The sequence below is a fragment of the Sphingomonas qomolangmaensis genome (assembly GCF_024496245.1).
In the GTDB taxonomy this organism is placed as follows: domain Bacteria; phylum Pseudomonadota; class Alphaproteobacteria; order Sphingomonadales; family Sphingomonadaceae; genus Sphingomonas; species Sphingomonas qomolangmaensis.
On sequence record NZ_CP101740.1, the window covers coordinates 747,620 to 768,233 of the forward strand.

At 65.8% G+C, this 20,614-nt stretch carries 22 protein-coding genes; 10 read left to right on the forward strand and 12 right to left on the reverse strand.

The features are described 5' to 3' along the window. Window positions 1-639 (forward strand): rhomboid family intramembrane serine protease, encoded by a 639-nt coding sequence (locus NMP03_RS03600; RefSeq protein WP_256507170.1) that lies wholly within the window; start codon window positions 1-3, stop codon window positions 637-639. A 138-nt stretch (window positions 640-777) separates the two neighbouring features. Here the strand turns inward: NMP03_RS03600 and NMP03_RS03605 are convergent, their stop codons facing one another. The 5 genes from NMP03_RS03605 to NMP03_RS03625 all read right to left on the reverse strand — a co-directional run bounded on the left by NMP03_RS03605 (window position 778) and on the right by NMP03_RS03625 (window position 2,869). Further along, on the reverse strand, window positions 778-1,008 hold the full coding sequence (locus NMP03_RS03605) for a DUF4170 domain-containing protein (protein ID WP_256507171.1): 231 nt from the start codon (window positions 1,006-1,008) through the stop codon (window positions 778-780). Between the two features lie 97 nt (window positions 1,009-1,105). Then, window positions 1,106-1,558, reverse strand: coding sequence for a hypothetical protein (locus NMP03_RS03610; protein ID WP_256507172.1), 453 nt, complete (start codon window positions 1,556-1,558; stop codon window positions 1,106-1,108). A gap of 2 nt (window positions 1,559-1,560) precedes the next feature. Beyond that, window positions 1,561-1,866: a hypothetical protein gene (locus NMP03_RS03615; protein ID WP_256507173.1), complete on the reverse strand. Its 306-nt coding sequence runs from the start codon at window positions 1,864-1,866 to the stop codon at window positions 1,561-1,563. Window positions 1,867-1,880: 14 nt separating this feature from the next. Next, window positions 1,881-2,237 (reverse strand): phage holin family protein, encoded by a 357-nt coding sequence (locus tag NMP03_RS03620; RefSeq protein WP_256507174.1) that lies wholly within the window; start codon window positions 2,235-2,237, stop codon window positions 1,881-1,883. Between the two features lie 35 nt (window positions 2,238-2,272). Continuing rightward, window positions 2,273-2,869: a hypothetical protein gene (locus NMP03_RS03625; RefSeq protein WP_256507175.1), complete on the reverse strand. Its 597-nt coding sequence runs from the start codon at window positions 2,867-2,869 to the stop codon at window positions 2,273-2,275. A 139-nt stretch (window positions 2,870-3,008) separates the two neighbouring features. Between NMP03_RS03625 and eno the strand changes: the two genes are divergently transcribed. The 4 genes from eno (at window position 3,009) to NMP03_RS03645 (ending at window position 7,320) form a co-directional block, all read left to right on the forward strand. Continuing rightward, window positions 3,009-4,292: a phosphopyruvate hydratase gene (eno, locus tag NMP03_RS03630; protein ID WP_256507176.1), complete on the forward strand. Its 1,284-nt coding sequence runs from the start codon at window positions 3,009-3,011 to the stop codon at window positions 4,290-4,292. Between the two features lie 31 nt (window positions 4,293-4,323). Further along, on the forward strand, window positions 4,324-4,647 hold the full coding sequence (locus NMP03_RS03635; RefSeq protein ID WP_256507177.1) for an FtsB family cell division protein: 324 nt from the start codon (window positions 4,324-4,326) through the stop codon (window positions 4,645-4,647). Window positions 4,648-4,835: 188 nt separating this feature from the next. Then, window positions 4,836-5,885 (forward strand): pyruvate dehydrogenase (acetyl-transferring) E1 component subunit alpha, encoded by a 1,050-nt coding sequence (gene pdhA / locus NMP03_RS03640; protein WP_256507178.1) that lies wholly within the window; start codon window positions 4,836-4,838, stop codon window positions 5,883-5,885. A 1-nt stretch (window position 5,886) separates the two neighbouring features. Then, window positions 5,887-7,320 carry a pyruvate dehydrogenase complex E1 component subunit beta gene (locus tag NMP03_RS03645; RefSeq protein ID WP_256507179.1) on the forward strand — a complete coding sequence of 478 codons (1,434 nt, stop codon included), beginning with the start codon at window positions 5,887-5,889 and terminating at the stop codon, window positions 7,318-7,320. Here NMP03_RS03645 and NMP03_RS03650 read toward each other — a convergent pair. The 3 genes from NMP03_RS03650 to NMP03_RS03660 form a co-directional block, all read right to left on the reverse strand. Further along, on the reverse strand, window positions 7,309-7,917 hold the full coding sequence (locus NMP03_RS03650; protein WP_256507180.1) for a TadE/TadG family type IV pilus assembly protein: 609 nt from the start codon (window positions 7,915-7,917) through the stop codon (window positions 7,309-7,311). The two genes, NMP03_RS03645 and NMP03_RS03650, sit on opposite strands and share 12 nt — an antisense overlap. 80 nt (window positions 7,918-7,997) lie before the next feature. Further along, entirely contained in the window at window positions 7,998-8,612 is a 615-nt protein-coding gene (locus tag NMP03_RS03655) for a TadE/TadG family type IV pilus assembly protein (protein ID WP_256507181.1), read from the reverse strand. Beyond that, window positions 8,609-10,777: a TadE/TadG family type IV pilus assembly protein gene (locus NMP03_RS03660; RefSeq protein ID WP_256507182.1), complete on the reverse strand. Its 2,169-nt coding sequence runs from the start codon at window positions 10,775-10,777 to the stop codon at window positions 8,609-8,611. Before NMP03_RS03660 ends, NMP03_RS03655 begins: the two co-directional genes overlap by 4 nt. A 1-nt stretch (window position 10,778) precedes the next feature. Between NMP03_RS03660 and NMP03_RS03665 the strand changes: the two genes are divergently transcribed. Further along, window positions 10,779-11,462 carry a squalene/phytoene synthase family protein gene (locus NMP03_RS03665; protein ID WP_256507183.1) on the forward strand — a complete coding sequence of 228 codons (684 nt, stop codon included), beginning with the start codon at window positions 10,779-10,781 and terminating at the stop codon, window positions 11,460-11,462. Between the two features lie 65 nt (window positions 11,463-11,527). After that, complete coding sequence (locus NMP03_RS03670) at window positions 11,528-11,989, forward strand: EF-hand domain-containing protein (protein WP_256507184.1); 462 nt, start codon at window positions 11,528-11,530, stop codon at window positions 11,987-11,989. 9 nt (window positions 11,990-11,998) lie between these two features. Here the strand turns inward: NMP03_RS03670 and trmFO are convergent, their stop codons facing one another. Next, complete coding sequence (gene trmFO / locus NMP03_RS03675) at window positions 11,999-13,366, reverse strand: methylenetetrahydrofolate--tRNA-(uracil(54)-C(5))-methyltransferase (FADH(2)-oxidizing) TrmFO (protein WP_256507185.1); 1,368 nt, start codon at window positions 13,364-13,366, stop codon at window positions 11,999-12,001. 125 nt (window positions 13,367-13,491) lie between these two features. Between trmFO and NMP03_RS03680 the strand changes: the two genes are divergently transcribed. Then, window positions 13,492-13,929, forward strand: coding sequence for a DUF488 domain-containing protein (locus NMP03_RS03680; protein ID WP_256507186.1), 438 nt, complete (start codon window positions 13,492-13,494; stop codon window positions 13,927-13,929). On the opposite strand, the gene NMP03_RS03685 is transcribed toward NMP03_RS03680, so the two are convergent. From NMP03_RS03685 to NMP03_RS03695, 3 genes are all read right to left on the reverse strand, one after another. Further along, a complete protein-coding gene (locus tag NMP03_RS03685; RefSeq protein WP_256507187.1) occupies window positions 13,926-14,276 on the reverse strand; it encodes a DUF952 domain-containing protein in 351 nt (116 codons plus the stop codon). The two genes, NMP03_RS03680 and NMP03_RS03685, sit on opposite strands and share 4 nt — an antisense overlap. Continuing rightward, window positions 14,273-17,122, reverse strand: a complete 2,850-nt coding sequence (gyrA, locus tag NMP03_RS03690) for a DNA gyrase subunit A (protein WP_256507188.1) — start codon at window positions 17,120-17,122, stop codon at window positions 14,273-14,275. Before gyrA ends, NMP03_RS03685 begins: the two co-directional genes overlap by 4 nt. A gap of 110 nt (window positions 17,123-17,232) precedes the next feature. Continuing rightward, the gene (locus NMP03_RS03695) at window positions 17,233-18,003 is read right to left on the reverse strand and encodes a thioesterase family protein (RefSeq protein ID WP_256507189.1); all 771 of its coding nucleotides are present in this window, start codon (window positions 18,001-18,003) and stop codon (window positions 17,233-17,235) included. Window positions 18,004-18,188: 185 nt separating this feature from the next. Here NMP03_RS03695 and NMP03_RS03700 point away from each other — a divergent pair, with 185 nt between their 5' ends. Together NMP03_RS03700 and NMP03_RS03705 are read left to right on the forward strand one after the other, a co-directional pair. After that, on the forward strand, window positions 18,189-19,406 hold the full coding sequence (locus tag NMP03_RS03700; protein ID WP_256507994.1) for an acyl-CoA dehydrogenase family protein: 1,218 nt from the start codon (window positions 18,189-18,191) through the stop codon (window positions 19,404-19,406). A gap of 100 nt (window positions 19,407-19,506) precedes the next feature. Further along, window positions 19,507-20,580 carry an acyl-CoA dehydrogenase family protein gene (locus tag NMP03_RS03705; RefSeq protein ID WP_256507190.1) on the forward strand — a complete coding sequence of 358 codons (1,074 nt, stop codon included), beginning with the start codon at window positions 19,507-19,509 and terminating at the stop codon, window positions 20,578-20,580. Window positions 20,581-20,614 lie beyond the last annotated feature (34 nt).

Sequence of the window (20,614 nt, forward strand, 5' to 3'; positions counted from 1 at the left end):
ATGCTCGAAAAGGCGCCCGCCACCGCCGCGATCGGGGCGGTGACGGCGTTCATCGGCCTGGCGCTGATCCTGACCGGCAATGTCGATTATACTGCGGTATATGCCGGGTTCATTCCCGCGCGTTTCGGCGGGGCAGAGGCGGGGTTTCTCAACGACGCCGGCTTGCTGCCCGCATGGCTGACGCCGTTCAGCGCCACGCTGGTGCATGGCGGGTTCACCCACCTGCTTTTCAACATGGTGATGCTACTGATCGTCGGGAAGGCGACCGAGATCGCAATCGGCACGCGCGGGATCCTCGCGCTGTATCTGGTGGGCGCGGTCGCCTCGGTCTTCGCGCACTGGGTGATCGATCCGAATTCGACCCAGCCGATGATCGGCGCTAGCGGCGCGGTGTCGGCGATCGTTGGGGCCTATGCGATTCTGTACGGGCGTCAGCGCACCGGCGCGATCGGGCCGTTCTCGCCGCGGCTCGTGCAGATCGCGTGGCTGATCGGCGCGTGGACCGCGATCAACCTGCTGATCGGGTTTCTGACCGCGGGGACCGACTCGCCGATCGCAGCGGCGGCTCACGTCGGTGGGTTTATCGCTGGCGTGGTGCTGGTGCGACCGTTGCTCGAGTGGCAGTGGCGCGAGGCTTGATAAGCCGGGCCGTTCGTCCTGAGTAGCCATTGAGCTGGTCGAAATGGCGTATCGAAGGATCGGGCGCGGTCCGGGCGATGTCCTTCGATACGGGTTTTCGGCTTCGCTCAGCCCCTACTCAGGACGAACGGTGTAAGTTCACCCCCCTCGAACCAGTTCGGGATCGGGCTCGAGCAGGCGGTGCAAATGCACCACGACATATTTCATCTCGGCATCGTCGACGGTCCGCTGGGCTGCGCCGCGCCACGCCTTTTCGGCGCTCGCATAGTCGGCGAACACCCCGACGATGTCGATCGTCTCCAGATCGTTGAAATCGAGCGTCCGCGGGTCGGCCACGCGGCCGCCGAACACCAGATGCAGCTTGCTCATCGCTTGGGGCCTTCCGGTTGTTGCAAATTCGCCCCGCGCATAAAGCACGGGGCGAAATCCTCAACCCGCCAGATGCTGCACCGCGGCGCAGCTTGCGTCAGGCGGTGGTGGCGCCGGCACGCGCCGCTTGAATCACGGCTTCGACGACCGAGCCGGCCTTTTCCTTCGCGTTGCTCTTGTCGGGCACCAGGCCGCTGAGTTCCTGCTTGCCCTGATCGCGCGCCGCCCGCACCGCAGCGCTCGCGCTTTCGTTCAGGCGCTTGCCAATCGGCCCCAGATGCCGCGCTTCGGCTTGGGTACGCGGCAGCAACGCGCCGATCGCGACGCCGACCGCGATGCCGCCGACCAGCGCTGCCAGCGGGTTCGATTCAATGCCGTCGACTGCCTGATGCACCGCGTCGCCGGTCGTCTTGCGCGTCGCGTCATAGGCGTGAACGACGGTTTCACGCGTCTTGTCGACGGCGAGCGCGGTCTGCGCCTTGGTCGTGTCGAACGCCTGTGCCGCGGCGTCCTTGGTGCGATCGACGATCGAGTGGTCGTGGTCGGTCATGTTCATATTCCTTGCTTAGCGGCGTCCTGCCGGCTGATGGTCGGGAATTCCTGGCTCAGTTGATCTTCGGGTTTAGGCGCCTCGCGGCGGCGGAGCAGACGATGCCGCGCGGCGAACAGCAGTACCGCGGCCAGCCCCGCCGCAGCGGCGCCCGGGCGCGCCCGGATCTCGCTGTTGGCGCTTTCGATCGCGGTCGCCGCTTTCACGCTGACGCGATCGGCGATCACCGCAGGGGTGAGCGCATGGCGAACGGCTCTGACATCAGCCGCCAATACGTTGCGCGCCGCATCGGCCTCGCGCCGCGCCATTTGTACCTTCGCACTCATGACGTCATATCCGACACCGGCCGGGTCGCGCGGCGTATCTTGCCTAGCGCCAGCCAGCCTAGAAGGCCCGCCAGCGCTAGGGTGGCGAGCACCACCACCAGCGTCGCCCACCCCGGCCCGATCGCCGGCGCCAGCGTGAGCACGATGCCCACCAGCGCCGCGATCAATGCTGCTTGGACGAGCGCCAATGCCGCAACGCCGAAGGCGATGCCGACTCCCGCGTCACCGCCGCGATCGCCGGCGAGCGCCTTGTAATAGGCAAGCTCGGCTTGGCTCCAGCGCTTGGCATCCTCGACCGTGCGCGCGACCAAGGTGGTCACGCCCGGTTGTTGCGGCTCACCGCCGATCGCCATGCCGTCGCTCCCCGTTCGCGATGTCGCCCAACGCGTCACGCGCGCGGAGTGCCGCCAACGGTGGGGTCGCTCGCGTCGGCGACGCCATCGACACCCGCCTTGATGATGCGCGCCAGCACGAAGCCGAGTGCGGCGGCGGTTCCGATCGCAATCGCCGGGCTCTTGCGGACGAAGACGCGAGCGTCGTCGAGCAGTTCGTCGACTTCGCGCGTGCGCAACGTTTCGGCGAAGCCACCGATCTGGTCGGCGGCCGAACGTGCATATTGGCCATATTGCGCACCGAGCTTTTCATCGACCGTGTCGGCGGCGTCGCTCATCATCCGCGAGAATTCGTCGAGTGCGCCCGATGCCTTCGCCTTGCCGTCGCCGGCGAACGAGCGCGCCTTGTCGGCCGCCTGGCTGCCAAGCTTGCTGGCTTCTTCCTTGATCGTCTCGGCGGCGGTCCGCTTGGCAGCGCCGTCGTTCAGGCCGGCGGCGGCGTCGAACTCGACTGTCCCGATGTCTTCGAGCTTGGGAGCAGGTTCGAAGCTTACGGTGTCGCTGGCACCGGTATTGCTACCGCCGCCGTTGCTGTTGGTCGCGTTTGTCGGCTCGAAGCCAACCGGCTGGTTGCCCAATTTCGTGTCTTCCATGTCAAATCCTCCGTCGTTCGAACGAAGAACCGCACGGGATCGTCGCGGTTCCATCACGCTGACGAATTGCCCGCCGACTACGAACCCGATACAGGCGGCGGCGCCATTCTGGTCCCAACCGACATAGGGAGACCGTTACGTGACCGCAATCATCGACCTCCATGCCCGCCAAATCCTCGATAGCCGGGGGAACCCGACCGTAGAGGTCGACGTGTTGCTCGAAGACGGCAGCTTCGGCCGCGCCTCGGTACCCTCGGGCGCCTCGACCGGTGCGCACGAGGCCGTCGAGCGCCGCGACGGCGATAAGGATCGCTGGATGGGCAAGGGCGTCACCCAGGCGGTCGAGGCGGTGAATGCCGAGATCGCCGAGGCGGTGCTGGGGATGGAGGCCGAGGACCAGGCCGATGTCGACCAGACGATGATCGAGCTCGACGGCACCGCGAACAAGCACCGGCTCGGCGCCAATGCGATCCTGGGTGTCAGCCTGGCGGTGGCCAAGGCAGCGTCCGAAGCGCGCGGGTTGCCGCTGTATCGCTATGTCGGCGGGATCGGCGCGCATCTGCTGCCGGTGCCGATGATGAACATCATTAATGGCGGCGAACATGCCGACAACCCGATCGATTTCCAGGAATTCATGGTGATGCCGGTCGGCGCTGACAGCATCGCCGAGGCGGTGCGCTGCGGCGCCGAGATCTTCCACACGCTCAAAAAGGGCCTGTCCGAGAAGGGGCTGTCGATATCGGTCGGCGACGAAGGCGGCTTCGCGCCGAACATCGCCAGCGCGACCGAGGCGCTCGACTTCATCATGTCGAGCATCGAAAAGGCAGGGTACCGACCGGGCGAGGACGTGATGCTGGCGCTCGATTGCGCGGCGACCGAATTCTTCAAGGACGGCCAATATTTGCTGGCGGGCGAGGGCCGCACGCTGACGCCGCATGAGATGGCCGAGTATCTCGCCGACCTGGCCGGCCGCTATCCGATCCTGTCGATCGAGGACGGCATGGCCGAGGATGATTTCGACGGCTGGAAGCTGCTCACCGACAAGCTCGGCGCCAAGGTGCAGATCGTCGGCGACGACCTGTTCGTCACCAACCCCGAGCGGCTGGCTGACGGCATCGAACGGGGCCTCGCCAATTCGTTGCTGGTGAAGGTCAACCAGATCGGAACGCTGACCGAGACGCTCGAGGCGGTGAACATGGCGCATCGTGCGCGCTATACCGCGGTGATGTCGCATCGTTCGGGCGAGACCGAGGATACGACGATCGCCGACCTCGCGGTCGCCACCAATTGCGGGCAGATAAAGACCGGCAGCCTCGCGCGGTCGGACCGGTTGGCCAAGTACAACCAGCTGATCCGCATCGAGGAGGAACTGGGCGATTCGGCGCGCTATGCCGGGCGCGACATCCTGCGCAACTTCGCTTGATTCGCGCAACGTAAGCGTCGATAGCTGGGCGATGCTCCGCGTTGTTCAGAAATCGAAGCTTCAGATGATGCTGCAGAGCGCCGGCATGCCGGCGCTCGCGATCATTTTCATGGGGTTCTTCGGCTATTATGCGGTGCTCGGCCCCAATGGCGTCGTCGCCTATCGCGAATATACCCGTCAGATCGAGCGCAAGGAGGTCGAGTTCGCTGCGCTCGAAAAGCGCCGCGCCGAACTGCGCAACGAAGTCCGGCTGCTCGATCCGCAACGCGGCGCCAACCCCGACATGGTCGACGAACTGGTCCGCAAGGAACTGAACGTCGCGCATCCCGATGAGATCATCGTTCCGCTGAACTGATGTTCCTCTCCGCTCGGCGCGTGGCTGGCGGCTGAACGCTGGTGTAGGCATGCCCTTCCCCGACCCCTCCCGCAGGCGGGAGGGGGGAAGTAGGGTCAAAATCCCCTACGGCGTTGCGCATCCCCGACAAACGCGCTTATAGCCGCCTCCACTGCTTCCCGCTCCCCAGGAACGAGGTTTATCCGATCGTGGCCAAGGCACCGGCGCGTACCGCCAACAGCGAACCCGCAACCCCCAATCGCGAACGGCCCGAACAGCCCACGCGCTACGAAGCCTCGAAAGAAGAGCTTCTCGATTTCTACCAGCAGATGCTGCTGATCCGCCGCTTCGAGGAAAAGGCCGGCCAGCTCTATGGCCTCGGCCTGATCGGCGGCTTCTGCCATCTGTATATCGGCCAGGAGGCCGTCGCGGTCGGACTCCAGTCGGCGCTGCAGCCGGGCAAGGACAGCGTCATCACCGGCTATCGCGACCATGGCCATATGCTGGCCTATGGCATCGATCCCAAGGTGATCATGGCCGAGCTGACCGGGCGCGCTGCGGGCATCTCGCAGGGCAAGGGCGGGTCGATGCACATGTTCTCAACCGAGCATAAGTTCTTCGGCGGCCACGGCATCGTCGGCGCGCAGGTGTCGCTCGGCGCTGGGCTCGCGTTCAAGCACAAATACGATGAGGATGGCGGCGTCTGCCTGACATATTTCGGCGATGGCGCCGCGAACCAGGGCCAGGTGTACGAAAGCTTCAACATGGCCGAGCTGTGGAAGCTGCCGATCATCTTCGTGATCGAGAACAACCAGTACGCGATGGGTACGTCGGTCAACCGCGCGTCGGCCGAGGACCAGTTGTACAAGCGCGGCGAGAGCTTTCGTATCCCAGGGCTGCAGATCGACGGCATGGACGTGCTCGCCTGCCGTGCCGCGGCCGAGACCGCGCTGGCATGGGTCCGCGCGGGCAAGGGGCCGATCATCCTCGAGATGAAGACCTATCGCTATCGCGGCCATTCGATGTCCGATCCGGCGAAATACCGCTCGCGCGAGGAAGTGCAGGCGATGCGCGACAAGTCCGATCCGATCGAAGCGCTCAAGCGCGAGCTCGAGGCGATCGGCGTGACCGATGCCGAATTGAAGGCGACCGAACAGGCGATCCGCAAGGTGGTGAACGAAGCCGCCGACTTCGCCGAGTCGACCCCTGAGCCCGCTCCGGCCGAATTGTACACCGACGTCCTGGTGGAGAAGTATTGAGATGGCGATCGAACTGAAGATGCCGGCGCTGTCGCCCACGATGGAAGAGGGCACGCTGGCCAAGTGGCTGGTCAAGGAAGGCGACGCGGTCAAATCAGGCGACATCCTCGCCGAGATCGAGACCGACAAGGCGACGATGGAATTCGAGGCGATCGACGAAGGCATCGTGTCGCAGATCCTGGTCGCCGAGGGCACCGATGGCGTGAAGGTCGGCACCGTGATCGCGATGATCGCCGAGGAAGGCGAGGACGCCTCCGCCGCGCCCGCGCCCAAGGTCGAAGCGCCGAAGGATGATGCAAAGACCGAAACGCCGTCGGACCAGCAGGCCGAGCCGATCACCGCCGGCGGCGGCGCACCCGAGCCCAAGGAAACCGGCACGACGCAGCTGACGCAGTCGGCGGAGAAGACCGGCGACCGCCAGCCTGAAATCCCCGAAGGCACCGAGATGGTGAAGACCACCGTCCGCGAGGCGCTTCGCGATGCGATGGCCGAAGAGATGCGCGCGGACCCCAGGGTCTTCGTAATGGGCGAGGAAGTCGCCGAATATCAGGGCGCGTACAAGGTCACGCAGGGGCTGCTCGAGGAGTTCGGCCCGAAGCGCGTGATCGACACGCCGATCACCGAATATGGCTTTGCCGGCATCGGCACCGGCGCGGCGATGGGCGGCCTGCGCCCGATCGTCGAGTTCATGACCTTCAACTTCGCGATGCAGGCGATCGACCACATCATCAATTCGGCGGCCAAGACCAATTACATGTCGGGCGGCCAGATGCGTTGCCCGGTGGTGTTCCGCGGTCCCAACGGCGCCGCCACCCGCGTCGGCGCGCAGCATTCGCAGAATTACGGCCCCTGGTATGCCAGCGTCCCCGGCCTGATCGTGATCGCGCCCTATGACGCCGCCGATGCCAAGGGGTTGCTGAAGGCCGCGATCCGCACCCAGGATCCGGTGGTCTTCCTCGAAAACGAGCTGATGTACGGGCGCAGCTTCGACGTGCCCAAGCTCGACGATTTCGTGCTGCCGATCGGCAAGGCGCGGATCATGAAGCCCGGCAAGGACGTGACGATCGTCAGCTATTCGATCGGCGTCGGGCTCGCGCTCGAAGCCGCCGAGACGCTGGCGGGCGAGGGGATCGACGCCGAGGTGATCGACCTGCGCACGCTGCGCCCTCTCGATACCGCGACGGTGCTGGAGAGCTTGAAGAAGACCAACCGCATGGTCGTGGTCGAGGAAGGCTGGCCGACCTGCTCGATCGCGTCCGAGTTGGCGGCGGTGGTGATGGAGCAGGGCTTCGACGATCTCGACGCCCCGGTGCTGCGCGTCGCCAACGAAGACGTGCCGCTGCCCTATGCCGCCAACCTGGAAAAGCTGGCGCTGATCGATGCGCCGCGGGTGGTGGCGGCGGTAAAGAAGGTAACCTACCGCTCAGGTAGCTGAAAGATGCGCCGCGTCGCACAGGCGTTGATTGGCGACCGACAAATTGGTCTTGTTGGTCAACGTCTGTAGCGCGCGGTCGCGCACGGTGAAGGCCTGGATCGCGCTGATCTCGCGATCGGCCACGAACCCCGACGCGAGCAGCGGCCGATAGGTGTAGCGAATCTCGGCGAACACCAGCGCGCTGTTGGGCACCGGTGCGATCTTCTGCCCGGCCGGGCCCATGCCGAGCCTTAGCGAAGCGTCGGTCGATCCCGCGCCTGCCAGACCGTAGCTTGAAGTCACGTTCTTCGCGCCGAAGCAGCGTTGCCAACCGATCTTGTGCCCCGCGTTCGTCCCCGTAAGGCCGTTGGGTTCGAGGCTTGAGATGATTGCGCGGCCATTGACGCCGAAATCGATCCCCGACCCCGCGAATTTCAGCCCCGCCATGATCTCGTTGATGTCGGTTTCGTCGATCGAGCTGCGGACGCGGCCGGCATTGTCCGACGCCATCATCGCCAATTGGTTGATCCGCAACACGGTGATGGCGAGGTTCGCGGTTTCGATCCCGGCCAGCGTCAAGCCGACCAGCACCGGCAGAACCAGCGCGAATTCGATCATCGCAAGACCCGAGCGGTCGGGTAGCACCGCGCGTAGGCGCCGCCCGACCCGATGGAGCTGTGGGCGGTGCGACGCCGCGTTCATGTGCATCGTACCGTCACCACCTGCTGGCCGAAGGGCTGGTTGCGGATCAGCGTTTTGGTGCCGACGGTCATCGTCGAGCTGGCGCCGAACAGCGCGGCGACCGGGAACAATCGTGTGATCGTGACCGTGACGTCGTAATAGACGATGTCGTCGGCGCCGCCCAATCCGGTTGCACCGCCGCTGGTGGCATCGAATCGGCCATTGCCGTTGCGATCCTCGTAGCAGTCGGTCGCATTGTACTGGCCGACCGGCGCGGTATCCCCGGTGATCCGCTCGCCGCCGCCGACGTTCGAAAAATTATAATAGTTGGTCTTGGCGACCTGGATCGCTTGCGGGTTGTCGCGCTCGGAGTTCGGGAGGATCGTGCGCACTTCGGCGGTGATCATGTCGGTGATCTGCGCGCTGGTCAGGCCGCCCACCGCTGCGGTGCGGGCAGCACGCTCTACCGCACCGGTGGTGAGCGCACGCAGATATAGCTGATACCCGACATCGAGCGCGCCCATGATCAGCGTGAGGAACGGGATCAGGATCAGCGCGAACTCGACGATCGTCGCGCCGTCGCGATCGCGCACCAAGGCCGCGACCGGCCGGCTGCGGGGATCGTAAATCATGACGAGAGCCGCAATCCGCCGATCGTCTGCGCGATTTTCTGGAACTCGGCGCGTAGTGCCGCCGAATCGATGGCCAACGTCCAGTGCGCGGCATCGGTGGCGCACTCCTGCAGTTCGGTAGGCATCGTATCGATCCCGAAGCCGACGACCCAGATGGTGAAGCCCTTTCCTTTCATCTCGTTGCAGATGATGCTCGTCCGCCGCCGGTGAATCGCTTCGAGCCCGTTTTCGTTGGTGCCTGTCGGCGCGATCTTGCCCTGAAGATTGTTGATGCCCCATGGATCGTTGGCGTTCGGCCGGGTGTCCAGCGTTCCATCGGTCATGAAGACGATGTGCCGCGATACCTGGAAGCCGCCGGGGGCGGCGGCATCGCCGTTCGTCGCGGCATAGATCCCATCCTGCGACAGGAAGCGCGCGCCCCAGATCATGCCGATGTCATGATATGTGCCGCCCACCGCGGTCAGCGAATCGACATAGGTGTTGAACCTTGCCGAGGATTTTGTCGTCGCAACATAGTCCGACGCATATTGCCCGAGCGGGCTGGCCTCGCGGGGACATACGGCGAAGCCTTGCTGGATCCAGCCATTCTGGCGTCCCAGCCAATCGCGGTTGTCCGATCGGAATTGGATCGCGGGAAGGAACGGTTTCCATCGTGTATCGGCGCTATTGGGAATAAGATCGATGTCGAGGTCATATGCCCCGCTCGGGGCAGTCAGCGCTGACGTCGCGGTAATGGTATTGAGCGTCTTCGCTTCCTCGATGCATCCGTCCCAAGTGATCGTGGAGGGCGTGCCGGTAGTATAATAGTTGCCGGTTCCGACATTGCCCTCGTTGATGTTGGGATTGCCTCCGTTGGTCAGCCCCGTCCAGTAAGTCGGGTTGTTTGCGCTGCCATTTTGCACCACCGAGGAAACGTCGACGGGCCACACCGCATAATTCCACGAAGCGAACTGCTCCTGTGTCGCCCAGCTTACCGGCGTCGTCGTGTTCCAGTTCGACGTTACCGTTGTTGTCTTGGTTCGAATTTGCTCCATGCAAACTTGAACGAAGACCCAACTTCGCCCGCTACGTACATATCCTTGACGATAGTCATATCGATACTCTGGCTGCGTCGTTGTTTGCTGCGAAGAATATGGGGTGGACACTTGATTCTGGGGGTAAGCGGCGGTTCCCCGGGTGCCCGACGACTGAGTACTATTTGTAGTGCTGTTGCCGGTGGGCAACGACTTTCTGTTGCAGTCGGCCTGGCTGGTTCCCGACACATATGCATTCGTATCGGCCCAGTCGGTATACCCAGTCGACGGCTGTGACGTGGTCGCCCCGCCAGGAGCCGACTCGGTGCCATAGGTCGGGATGTAGATCGGCGTGGTGACCGCCTTGCGTGTTTGGTACTCAACCTCTTCAACACCAGTGCCGCCGGCGATGTAATTGGCGTTGAGCGCGTAGACGATCTTGCCGACATTGACGTTGCTCGAATAGGGCATGAAGCCATAGCGTACGCGTCCGGCGCCAGTGCTCGTTCCGGGTCCCAATGCCGCGTAGAATTCCTTCACCGCCTGCTTGAGCCCGGCGATCTTGGTCTGGGTATCGCCGTCGGGCGTTTCGAGCATCGAACCGGTGACGTCGAGTACGAACATCACATCGGTATTGGGAATCGACAGAGTCGATTCGCAGGTAACCGACATCGGCACCGTTTCGAAGCCGAACAGCCTCATGATCGTCGTCGGTATGACGATCGACGCGGTACCGGCGACGGTGCCCGGCTGCGCGCCACGAACATAATTGGCGACGACGTTCGTCGCCTCATAGGTGCCGGCGGGGAAGTTGAAGTCGAAGAAGTTCTTCGCCAGCGCCTTTTCCGCGGTCGTCAGCGTCGTGATGTTGGCCATTGCCTTGCGCCCCGCGAGCGCGCCGGCGTCGCACGCCTGCTGAAGCCGCGTGCGCGCCATGTACAACCGGCTGGCGTCGATCGCGCCGCCGATCATGCCAAGGATCGGGATGATGGCGACCGCCGAGAGGATCAGCACGTTGCCGCTCCGGTCGTGCGCGAGCTGCGCGGCGAGCGATTTCGCCTGTCGTCCAGCCGCCGGTAACACTCGCATTGCGTAAACTCCGTCCAATCGCATGGCATTTTGAATCCCGGCGCGATAATTGCTCTGGCGCAAAATGTTTAAAAACCCCTCACTCCCGCCCGCCGCCCCCGAACGCGCGCTGATCCTCACCTACGCCCCGCCCGGCGTGCGCGGCGGACTGGCGGCGATGCTCGCGCTCGACGATGCAGTCGCGAATATCCTGCGATCGACGCGCGAGCCGATGTTGGTGCAGATGCGGCTTACCTGGTGGCACGATGCGCTGACCAAGCTCGACGCTGCGCCGCCGCCAGCCGAACCGGTCCTGCAGGCGCTGGCGAGCGACGTGCTCCCGTTCGGGATCGAGGGTGCCCAGCTGGCGCGGCTCGTCGAGGGGTGGGAGGCGCTCAGCGAGGGCGATCCCTGCGAAGCCGGGGTCCGCGTTGGCTATGCCGTGGGCCGCGGCGGTGCGCTGTTCGCGCTCGCGGCGCGGTTGTTGGGCGATGCTCGGTTCGACACGGCGGGGGCGGGGCAGGGCTGGGCGCTCGCCGATCTGGCGCGCAACCTCGCCGACCCGGCTGCTGCCGCCGCCGCGCGCGCCGAAGCGGAGACCGCACTGGTGCCGGCGCTGGCCCGCCGTTGGCCCGGCTCGCTCCGGAGCCTGGGCGCGCTTGCGCATCTCGCTGCAATGGATTTGCGCACCCCCGCCGCCCAGCCGCTTCCCGCGGCCACGCCCGGGCGAGTCGCGCGGCTCGCATGGCATCGGCTGACCGGCCGCTAGGGGCTTGTCGCGATTGCCAGATCGGCTAGCCTTTGCTTCGACACCGGGGCTGGGGGAGAAGGCCGATGTGGCGGTATTTGGTGGGGGGAGCGGCTGCGCTCGCGCTGGGATTGGCGGGGATGTTCCTGTTCGAAGGCAGCGCCAGCCAGGAGACGGTGTTGCCGCCGCCGCCCGGGGCCGCCGCCGCACCGGGTGACACGCCCGCGCTGCCCGATCGGGTGGCCGAGGCGACGCCCAAGACGCGCGAGGAACGGCGCTTCGATCGCTACGACAAGGATCGCGACGACGGCGTCACGCGCGAGGAATATCTTGGCACCCGGCGCAAGGCGTTCGCGCGGCTCGATAGCGATGGCGACGGGCGGCTGTCGTTCGACGAATGGGCGGCGAAGACCACCACCAAATTCGCCGCCGCCGATCGCGACCGATCGGCGGTGCTGAACCGCGCCGAATTCGCCACCACCGCGGTCAAGCGCAAGGCGCCGAGCCGCGCCGCGAATTGCCCGCCGCCGCGCGAGGACGAGGGCTGACGCCCGCGACTACTCGGCGGCGGCCGCCGTAACCTCAAGGTCGGGCGCCCAGCGGGCGAACGCGTCACGCGCGCGCGCGGTGTAGAGCAGCTTGCGGTCGGGCTTCTTGATCTTCTTGCCTTCGTACGCGATCGGCGGGAACAGGCCGAAATTGACGTTCATCGGCTGATAGGTCGCAGCATCGGCATCGCCGGTGATGTGCGCCAGCAGCGCGCCGAACGCGGTTTCGACCGGCGGCGGCGCGAGCGTCTGCCCCGCCAGCTCGGCGGCGGCGAAGCGCCCCGCGAGCAGCCCGATCGCCGAACTTTCGACATAGCCCTCGCAACCGGTGATCTGCCCAGCGAAGCGCAGGTTGGGCCGCGACTTCAGCCGCAACGTACGATCGAGCAGGTCGGGCGATCGGATAAAGGTGTTGCGATGCAGCCCGCCCAGCCGTGCGAACTCGGCATGTTCGAGACCGGGAATGGTGCGGAAGATGCGCACCTGCTCGGCGTGCTTCAGCTTGGTCTGGAAGCCGACCATGTTCCACAACGTGCCCGATGCATTGTCCTGCCGCAGCTGGACACAGGCATAGGGCCAGCGCCCAGTGCGCGGATCGTCGAGCCCGACGCCCTTCATCGGCCCGAAGCGCGGGGTGTCGAGCCCGCGCTCGGCCATCACCTCGATCGGCATGCAGCCGTCGAAATAGGGGACGTTCTCCCATTCGCGGAACGATGCCTTTTCGCCCGCCATCATCGCGGCGTGGAAGGCGAGATACTGGTCCTTGTCGAGCGGGCAGTTGATATAGTCCTTGCCGTCGCCGCCCGGCCCCGCCTTGTCCCAGCGCGACTGTTTCCACGCGATGCTCATGTCGATGCTCTCGGCATGTACGATCGGTGCGATCGCGTCGAAGAACGCGAGGGCGTCGGCGCCGGTCGCGCCGGCGATGCTGTCGGCGAGGATCGGCGCGGTCAGCGGGCCGGTGGCGATGATCGCGGGGCCGTCGGTGGGGAGCGTGTCGACGCGCTCGCGCACGATGCTGATGTTGGGGTGCGCTGCCAGCGCGCGGGTGACCGACGCGGCGAATTCGTCGCGATCGACCGCAAGCGCCGATCCCGCGGGCACCTGGTGCGCGTCGGCCTGCGCCATGATGATCGATCCCAGCGCACGCATCTCGGCGTGGAGCAGCCCTACCGCGTTGCGCTGAGCATCGTCCGACCGGAAGCTGTTCGAACACACCAGTTCGGCAAGCGAGTCGGTCTGGTGCGCGGGCGTGCCGTCGCCCCCGCCGCGCATTTCCGAGAGCTTGACGCGCCAGCCGGCATTGGCGAGCTGCCACGCTGCTTCGGACCCGGCGAGCCCGCCGCCGATGATATGGATATCGTGTTCGCCGCTCACGGTGATGGGCTCGTCCTTTTGCGCTGGGTGGATGGGAAACAGGTAGGGCATCGGGGCGGCGAAGGACAGGGGGGCGAAAGGCGGGCGAGCTTTGGCCGGGCGCACGCCGTCCCTATATTGCGGCGATGCAAACCGTGTTCACCATCGGCTATGAAGGCGCGACCGTCGACGAGCTGCTCTCGGCGCTCGAACGCGCAGGCGTGCAGCGGCTGATCGACGTCCGGCAGTTGCCGCTCTCGCGCAGACCGGGCTTTTCCAAGACCGGGCTTGCGGCAGCGCTCGCCGAGCGCGGGATCGACTATGTCCATCTGAAGGCGCTGGGCACGCCCAAGCCGGGGCGCGACGCTGCCAAGAAGGGCGATCGCGCGACGCTCGAAGCAGTCTATGCGGGCCAGCTCGAGCTGCCCGAAACGCAGGCGCAGGCGGCGCGGATGCGCGAGCTGATCGCCGAAAAACCATCGGCGCTGCTGTGCTTCGAGCGCGACCCCTGCGTTTGCCACCGCACGCTGCTGCTGGCCGCCGAAGGCGGTGGCGCGAAGGTCGTCGACCTGTTCGCGGGCTAGCCGGTAACGGGCAGCCGTACCGTGCCGTCATCCAGCCGTTCGAGCGGGCCATAGGCGACCACCGCCTCGAGCGGCAGCCGGCCATAGATATGCGGGAACAGCGCGCCGCCGCGGCTTTCCTCCCAGCGCACCGAATCGCCCAGCGCCGCCAGATCGACCGCCGCGACGTACAGGTCGGTCTGGCCGCCGAAATGCCTGTCGACCGTCTCAGTCAACTGCGCCTGGGTCGACAGATGGATATAGCCATCGGCGATATCGACTGGCGCGCCGGCGAAGCTGTCGGCTTCGAGCGCCGTCATCTGCTCGTCGGTCAGCACCTTGTACGCGGTGGTTGGGATGTCGCTCATGCCTCGTCGTCGATGTTGCCATCGTCCTCGGGGATGCTTTCGCTGATCGTGTCGGGGCCGGTACCGTCGTCGAGGGTGATCGCCTTGTCGGGATCGGCGGCTGGGGCCTCGGCGATCTCGCTGGCGATCATCTCCTCGGCCTCGTTCTCGGGCGCGGGCTCCTCGTCGATCAAGGCGACGCCGACGACATGCTCGTTCGCGGCAACGTTGAACAGCCGCACGCCCGCCGATCCGCGACCGATGACGCGCAGGCCATTGTCGCTGCCGCCGGCATCCTCGCCCACCGCACGGCGCTCGATCGGGATGCGGATGAGCTTGGCCTGGTCGGTGACGAGCATCAGCTGATCGCCGAACTTCACCGGGAAGCTTGCGACGACGCGACCGTTGCGTGCGATATTGTCGATATTGGTCACGCCCTGGCCGCCGCGGCCGATGCGGCGATATTCATAGGCCGACGACAATTTGCCATAGCCGTTGGCGCACACCGTCAGGATGAACTGTTCGGATTGCGCCATCAGATCGAAGCGTTCGCGATCCTCCATCTCGCCTTCGCGCGCGGCTTTCCAGGGTGCGAAGCGCAGATATTCCTCGCGCTCCTCCTGCGTGGTGCCGACGCGGTGGAGGATCGACGCCGAGATGACCTCGTCGCCCTCGCGCAGCGTCATGCCGCGCACGCCGGTGGCAGTGCGGCTCTGGAATTCGCGAATGTCGGTCGCGGCGAAGCGGATCGCCTTGCCCTCGCGGCTGGCGAGCAGCACGTCGTCGCCCTCGGTGAGCAACGCGACGCCGATCAGCCGGTCGCTGCTGTCATCTTCGAAGCGCATCGCGATCTTGCCCGCGGTGGGCACATTGGTGAACGCATCCATCGAATTGCGCCGGACGGTGCCGCTAGCGGTCGCGAACACGACGCCGAGCTTTGCCCATTCCTCCTCGTCCTCGGGGAGCGGCAGCACGGTCGAGATCACTTCGCCATTGGCGAGCGGCAGCAGGTTCACCATCGGGCGGCCGCGCGTGGCGGGACCGCCTTCGGGCAGCTTCCACACCTTCATCCGATAGACCTTGCCCGCGGTCGAGAAGAACAGCACCGGGGTGTGCGTCGAGGTGACGAACAAATTGGTGATCGCGTCCTCATCCTTGGTCGCCATGCCTGCGCGGCCCTTGCCGCCGCGTGCCTGGGCGCGGAAGGTGGCTAGCGGGGTGCGCTTGATGTAGCCCTCCATCGTCACCGTCACGACCATTTCCTCACGCTCGATGAGGTCTTCGTCGTCGATGCCGTCGGCAGCAGCCGCGATCTCGGTCTTGCGCGGGGTGGCGAAGGCGGCGCGCACCTCGACCAGTTCTTCGCGCAGCACCGCGTACAGCTTGGCGCGGTCGCCAAGGATCGCGAGCAGTTCGGTGATCAGCGCCGCCAGTGCCGCCAGCTCGTTGCCGATCTCGTCGCGGCCGAGCGCGGTGAGGCGATGGAGGCGCAAATCGAGGATCGCGCGGACCTGCAGGTCCGACAGGCGATAGGTGTCGCCCGAAATCTCGGTTTCGACCGCTTCGACCAGCTTGATGTACTGTGCGATCTCGGCGACCGGCCATTCGCGCACCAGCAATTTGTTGCGCGCTTCGGCGGGGCTCGACGAGCCGCGGATGATCTTCACCACCTCGTCGAGGTTGGTGACCGCGACCACTAGGCCGAGCAACAGATGCGCCCGGTCGCGCGCCTTGGCGAGTTCGAACTTCGACCGGCGGGTGATCACCTCTTCGCGGAACTTCACGAAGGCGTCGATGATGTCGCGCAGGTTGAGCAATTCGGGGCGACCGCCGCGGATCGCGAGCATGTTGGCCGAGAAGCTCGATTGCGCCGGCGTGTGCCGCCACAATTGGTTGAGCACGACATCGGCCGTCGCGTCGCGCTTCAGGTCGATGACGATGCGAACGCCCTCGCGGTTCGATTCGTCGCGAATGTCGCTGACGCCTTCGATGCGCTTGTCCTTGGCGGCTTCGGCGATCTTTTCGACCAGTCCGTTCTTGCCGGTCTGGAAGGGGATTTCGGTGAGCACGATCGAGCGCCGCTCGCCGCGCTGCTCAAGGATGTGGCGGCTGCGCAGGATGATCGACCCGCGCCCGGTCTCGAACGCCGAACGGATGCCCGCGCGGCCAAGGATGATCGCGCCGGTCGGGAAATCGGGGCCCTGGACGATGTCGAGCAACGCTTCGGTGGTCAGCGGTTCGCCGCCGGTGGCGGCGTCGACATAGGCGATGCAGGCATCGACCACTTCGCCCAGATTATGCGGCGGCACGTTGGTCGCCATGCCGACCGCGATACCGCCCGCGCCGTTGACGAGCAGATTGGGGAAGCGCGCGGGGAGGACCGACGGCTCGCTCTCGGACCCGTCATAGTTGGGCGTGAAATCGACGGTATCCTTGTCGAGATCGTCGAGCAGCGCGTTGGCGACCTTCGCAAGGCGCGACTCGGTGTAGCGCATCGCGGCGGGCGGATCGGGATCCATCGACCCGAAATTGCCCTGGCCGTCGACCAGCGGCACCCGCATCGACCAATCCTGCGCCATCCGCGCCAGCGCGTCATAGATCGAGCTGTCGCCATGCGGGTGATATTTACCCATGACGTCGCCAACGATGCGCGCCGATTTACGATACGGCTTGCCCGCGACATAGCCGCTTTCATACGCCGAATAGAGGATACGGCGGTGGACTGGCTTCAGCCCGTCGCGCACATCGGGCAGCGCGCGTGCGACGATGACCGACATGGCATAGTCGAGATAGCTCGCCTTCATCTCGTCGACGATCGAGATCGGGGAAATATCGGAAGGGTCCGCGAGGACGGTCTCGTCGGTCAAGGCTGGTTTTCGCTTTCGGGTTGGGTGGTTGATTTGGGTCTAGTACGCGGGCGCGCGCCTGCCAAGCCTTGGCGCCTGCGCGATCGGTCCCGCGCAAAAAGTGCTACGCGTCACCCAAAGATCGCTACCCCTTGCATCGCCTCGACCACCGGTTCGCCCGCCGCGTTCCAGATCGTCATCCGCTGGCTCGAATAGCCGTCGACCGCGCGGTCGGCCTTGGCGTGGAGCAACCACCAGCCGTCATCGGTCGCGGGTGCTGGTGTCAGCACGTTGACGATCCAGGTGAGCGAGCTGATCGGCACCGGCGCATCGAACAGCCCGAACGCAGCCGGCGGCAGCGCGTCGCCGATTGCCATGAGCTCGACGAGCGGATCGATCTCGGCTCGGTCGCGCAGGCGGACCCAGCGCAACCATTCGGCGGGGGCGAGCGTCGATTCATCGTCGAGATATTCGAAATTGCCGGTGAAGAAATGATCGGGACCGATGTGCGTGGTGGCGTCGGCGGGCGGCGGGGTACGCGGGGCGCGCACGGCGGCATCGTGCGCCACGCTCGAGTCGATCGCCGCCATGAACACGAAGGTCGCGCGGAGCCCCAAGCCGGCGTCGCCCGTGACATCGGCCTGGATGAAGGCGGCGTTGCGCCCGCGCCGCAGCTTGATCGCGGTCGCGCGAACCTCGCCCGCCAATGGACCGATGAAGCTGATCTGCGCCGATCGCAGCGGCGGCAGGTCGGGCTCGCAGCGTTGCGCCGCGTGCAGCGCCAGCGCGGTCGAGAGCCCGCCATAGGCCGTTCGGCCCTGCATCCAGTCGGCGGGGATCGCTGCGCTGAACCCCGCCTCGATCGGGCGGGCGCTGGTCAGGATGTCGCGGATCGGGGTCATGGCGCGCCTTTCGTTCGGGGAAGGCGCGCATCCATACGCGTTGTTCGAAACGTCGCTACCGCAAATATCGTCGCACCCGGCATGGCGGCTGAGATATAGGTGCGCCTACCGCCGAAATACCCGATCGAAAACCATACCCGATCCTCGCAAAGCTGCTACACAGGCGGAATATCAGGAGAGGCATGATGGCTACCGCACCCAAGATCGACTCAGCGACCGACCCGATGGCGACGTTCCGCGGCGAGGCGCGCGCGTGGCTGGCGGCGAACTTTCCGCCCGAGTTGAAGGGCAAGGAAAACCCGATGTCGGCGGTCGATGGCCCCGACGAAGCAGGCGACGCCGAACGCCGCTGGAAGGCGGCGATGGGCGACAAGGGCTGGGGGGTGCCGACCTGGCCGAGTCAATATGGCGGCGGCGGGCTCAGTCGGGGCGAGGCGCGCGTGCTGCAGGAAGAGATGGCGCGCGCGGGAGCGTGGAACCCGATCGGCGGGATGGGGGTGATGATGTTCGGCCCCACGCTGCTCGAATATGGCAGCGAGGCGCAGAAGGCCGAGCATATCCCCGCGATCGCGCGCGGCGAGGTGCGCTGGTGCCAGGGCTATTCCGAGCCCAATGCCGGATCGGACCTCGCCAATATCCAGACCTCGGCGATCGATGCCGGCGACCATTATATCGTCAACGGGCAGAAGACGTGGACGTCGGGCGGGCAATGGGCCGACAAATGCTTCGCGCTGGTGCGCACCGACAAGAGCCACAAACATGCCGGCATCAGCTTCCTGCTGATCGACATGGACGCACCGGGGGTCGAGACCAAGCCGATCCGGCTGATCTCTGGCCAGTCGCCCTTTTGCGAGACCTTCTTCACTGAGGTGAAGGTGCCCAAGGCCAATCTGGTCGGCAACGAAGGGCAGGGCTGGGAAATCGGCACCCGGCTGCTCCAGCATGAGCGTTCGAGCCTGTCGAGCGGCGGCAGCGCCAGCCGGTTGTTCGCGGGAACGCCGCTGGGGCGAATGGCGCTCGACTATCGCGGCGCCGACGACGCCGGACGGCTGAGCGATGCCGATCTGCGCACGCGGATCGTCCGCCACGAAATGGACGTGCGCGCCTTCGCGCTGACGCTGCGCCGCGCCGCGCTCGAATCGAAATCGAATGCGGGGCCGTCGGCGACGTCGTCGATCATGAAGAATGTCGGCGCGCGCATCACCCAGGACCGCGCCGAACTCGCGATCGAGGTGATGGGGATGCAGGGCTTGGGCTGGGAAGGCGAGGGGTTCAGCGAGGACGAACTCGCGCAGACCCGGACCTGGCTGTGGGGCAAGGCGGTGTCGATCTATGGCGGATCGACCGAGATTCAGAACAATGTGATCGCAAAGCGTATCCTCGGGATGGCCGAGGCGAAATAGGCCGCGAGGCGTCGCCCCGGCGAAAGCTGGGGCATCGAGGTAATGAGGCGCGCGCTTGCGGCGCGAGGCCCCAGCCTGCGCTGGGGTAATGGAGGGTGACATGGCAATTCTAAGCGAAGACCAGACAATGCTGCGCGACATGGCGCGCGAATGGGCTGACAACGAAGCGCCGGTGGCGGTGTTTCGCAAGACCCGCGATGCCGCGCCGCCCGAGGGCTATGACACCGCGCTGTGGCGGGCGCAGGCCGAAATGGGCTGGGCCGGCGTGTTGGTGCCCGAAGCGCATGGCGGCGCGGGGATGGGGTTCCTGTCGCTCGGGCTGGTGCTCGAACAGCTCGGCCGCAACCTCGTCGCCTCGCCGCTCGCCGCGACCGCGGCGGCGACCAGCGCGCTGATGCTCGGCGGATCGCAGGCGCAGCAGGCCGAATGGCTGCCGCGGATCGCCGCGGGCGAAATCGTCGCGACGCTGGCAATCGACGAAGGGCCGCATTTCACGCCTGATCGAATCGCCACCCGTATCGAAGCCGGCCAGCTCAGCGGCACCAAGGCGTTCGTCGCCGAGGGCGACAGCGCGACGTTGTTCGTGGTTGCTGCCACCGATGGGCTGTATCTGGTGACGGGCGAGCAGGGCGTTACCCGCAACACCCGCAAGCTCGCCGATGCGCGAAGCCATGCCGAGATCGTCTTCACCGACGCTCCCGCGCAAAAGCTGCCCGAAGGCGGCGGGCAGCTGTTGCGCCAGGTCACCGATCGCGCCGCCGCCGCCACCGCCGCCGAGATGCTCGGCATGGCGGAGTCGGCGTTCGCCCAGGTCAACGACTATCTCAAGCAGCGCGTCCAGTTCGGTCAGCCGCTGTCGACCTTCCAGGCGCTGCAGCATCGCATGGCCAAGATGTTCACCGAACTCGAGCTGATGCGATCGGCGGTCGAGGGTGCGCTCGAGGCGATCGATGCCAAGCGTTCGGATGTCGACCAGGCGGTGAGCCTCGCCAAGGCGATCGCGGGTGACACGCTCAACCTCGTCAGCCGCGAGATGGTGCAGCTGTATGGCGGGGTCGGCATGACCGACGAATATGACGCCGGCTTCTACCTCAAACGCGCCCGCGTGCTCGAGGCGATGTGGGGTAACGCCGCATGGCACCGCGAGCGCTTCGCAAAGCTGAACGGCTACTGAGCGCCATCGGTTGTCGAACGCAACTTTTAGGAAT

Bases quoted from the DNA above. Each gene is read 5' to 3' on its own strand.
- NMP03_RS03625 (WP_256507175.1), bottom strand. From the start codon at position 2,869: ATGGAAGACACGAAATTGGGCAACCAGCCGGTTGGCTTCGAGCCGACA.
- NMP03_RS03615 (WP_256507173.1), bottom strand. From the start codon at position 1,866: ATGGCGCGGCGCGAGGCCGATGCGGCGCGCAACGTATTGGCGGCTGAT.
- NMP03_RS03695 (WP_256507189.1), bottom strand. From the start codon at position 18,003: ATGACCCCGATCCGCGACATCCTGACCAGCGCCCGCCCGATCGAGGCG.
- NMP03_RS03655 (WP_256507181.1), bottom strand. From the start codon at position 8,612: ATGATTTACGATCCCCGCAGCCGGCCGGTCGCGGCCTTGGTGCGCGAT.
- NMP03_RS03705 (WP_256507190.1), top strand. From the start codon at position 19,507: ATGGCAATTCTAAGCGAAGACCAGACAATGCTGCGCGACATGGCGCGC.
- NMP03_RS03650 (WP_256507180.1), bottom strand. From the start codon at position 7,917: ATGATCGAATTCGCGCTGGTTCTGCCGGTGCTGGTCGGCTTGACGCTG.
- NMP03_RS03610 (WP_256507172.1), bottom strand. From the start codon at position 1,558: ATGACCGACCACGACCACTCGATCGTCGATCGCACCAAGGACGCCGCG.
- NMP03_RS03605 (WP_256507171.1), bottom strand. From the start codon at position 1,008: ATGAGCAAGCTGCATCTGGTGTTCGGCGGCCGCGTGGCCGACCCGCGG.
- NMP03_RS03665 (WP_256507183.1), top strand. From the start codon at position 10,779: ATGTTTAAAAACCCCTCACTCCCGCCCGCCGCCCCCGAACGCGCGCTG.
- NMP03_RS03600 (WP_256507170.1), top strand. From the start codon at position 1: ATGCTCGAAAAGGCGCCCGCCACCGCCGCGATCGGGGCGGTGACGGCG.
- NMP03_RS03670 (WP_256507184.1), top strand. From the start codon at position 11,528: ATGTGGCGGTATTTGGTGGGGGGAGCGGCTGCGCTCGCGCTGGGATTG.
- NMP03_RS03685 (WP_256507187.1), bottom strand. From the start codon at position 14,276: ATGAGCGACATCCCAACCACCGCGTACAAGGTGCTGACCGACGAGCAG.
- NMP03_RS03635 (WP_256507177.1), top strand. From the start codon at position 4,324: ATGCTCCGCGTTGTTCAGAAATCGAAGCTTCAGATGATGCTGCAGAGC.
- NMP03_RS03680 (WP_256507186.1), top strand. From the start codon at position 13,492: ATGCAAACCGTGTTCACCATCGGCTATGAAGGCGCGACCGTCGACGAG.
- NMP03_RS03620 (WP_256507174.1), bottom strand. From the start codon at position 2,237: ATGGCGATCGGCGGTGAGCCGCAACAACCGGGCGTGACCACCTTGGTC.
- NMP03_RS03700 (WP_256507994.1), top strand. From the start codon at position 18,189: ATGGCTACCGCACCCAAGATCGACTCAGCGACCGACCCGATGGCGACG.
- NMP03_RS03645 (WP_256507179.1), top strand. From the start codon at position 5,887: ATGGCGATCGAACTGAAGATGCCGGCGCTGTCGCCCACGATGGAAGAG.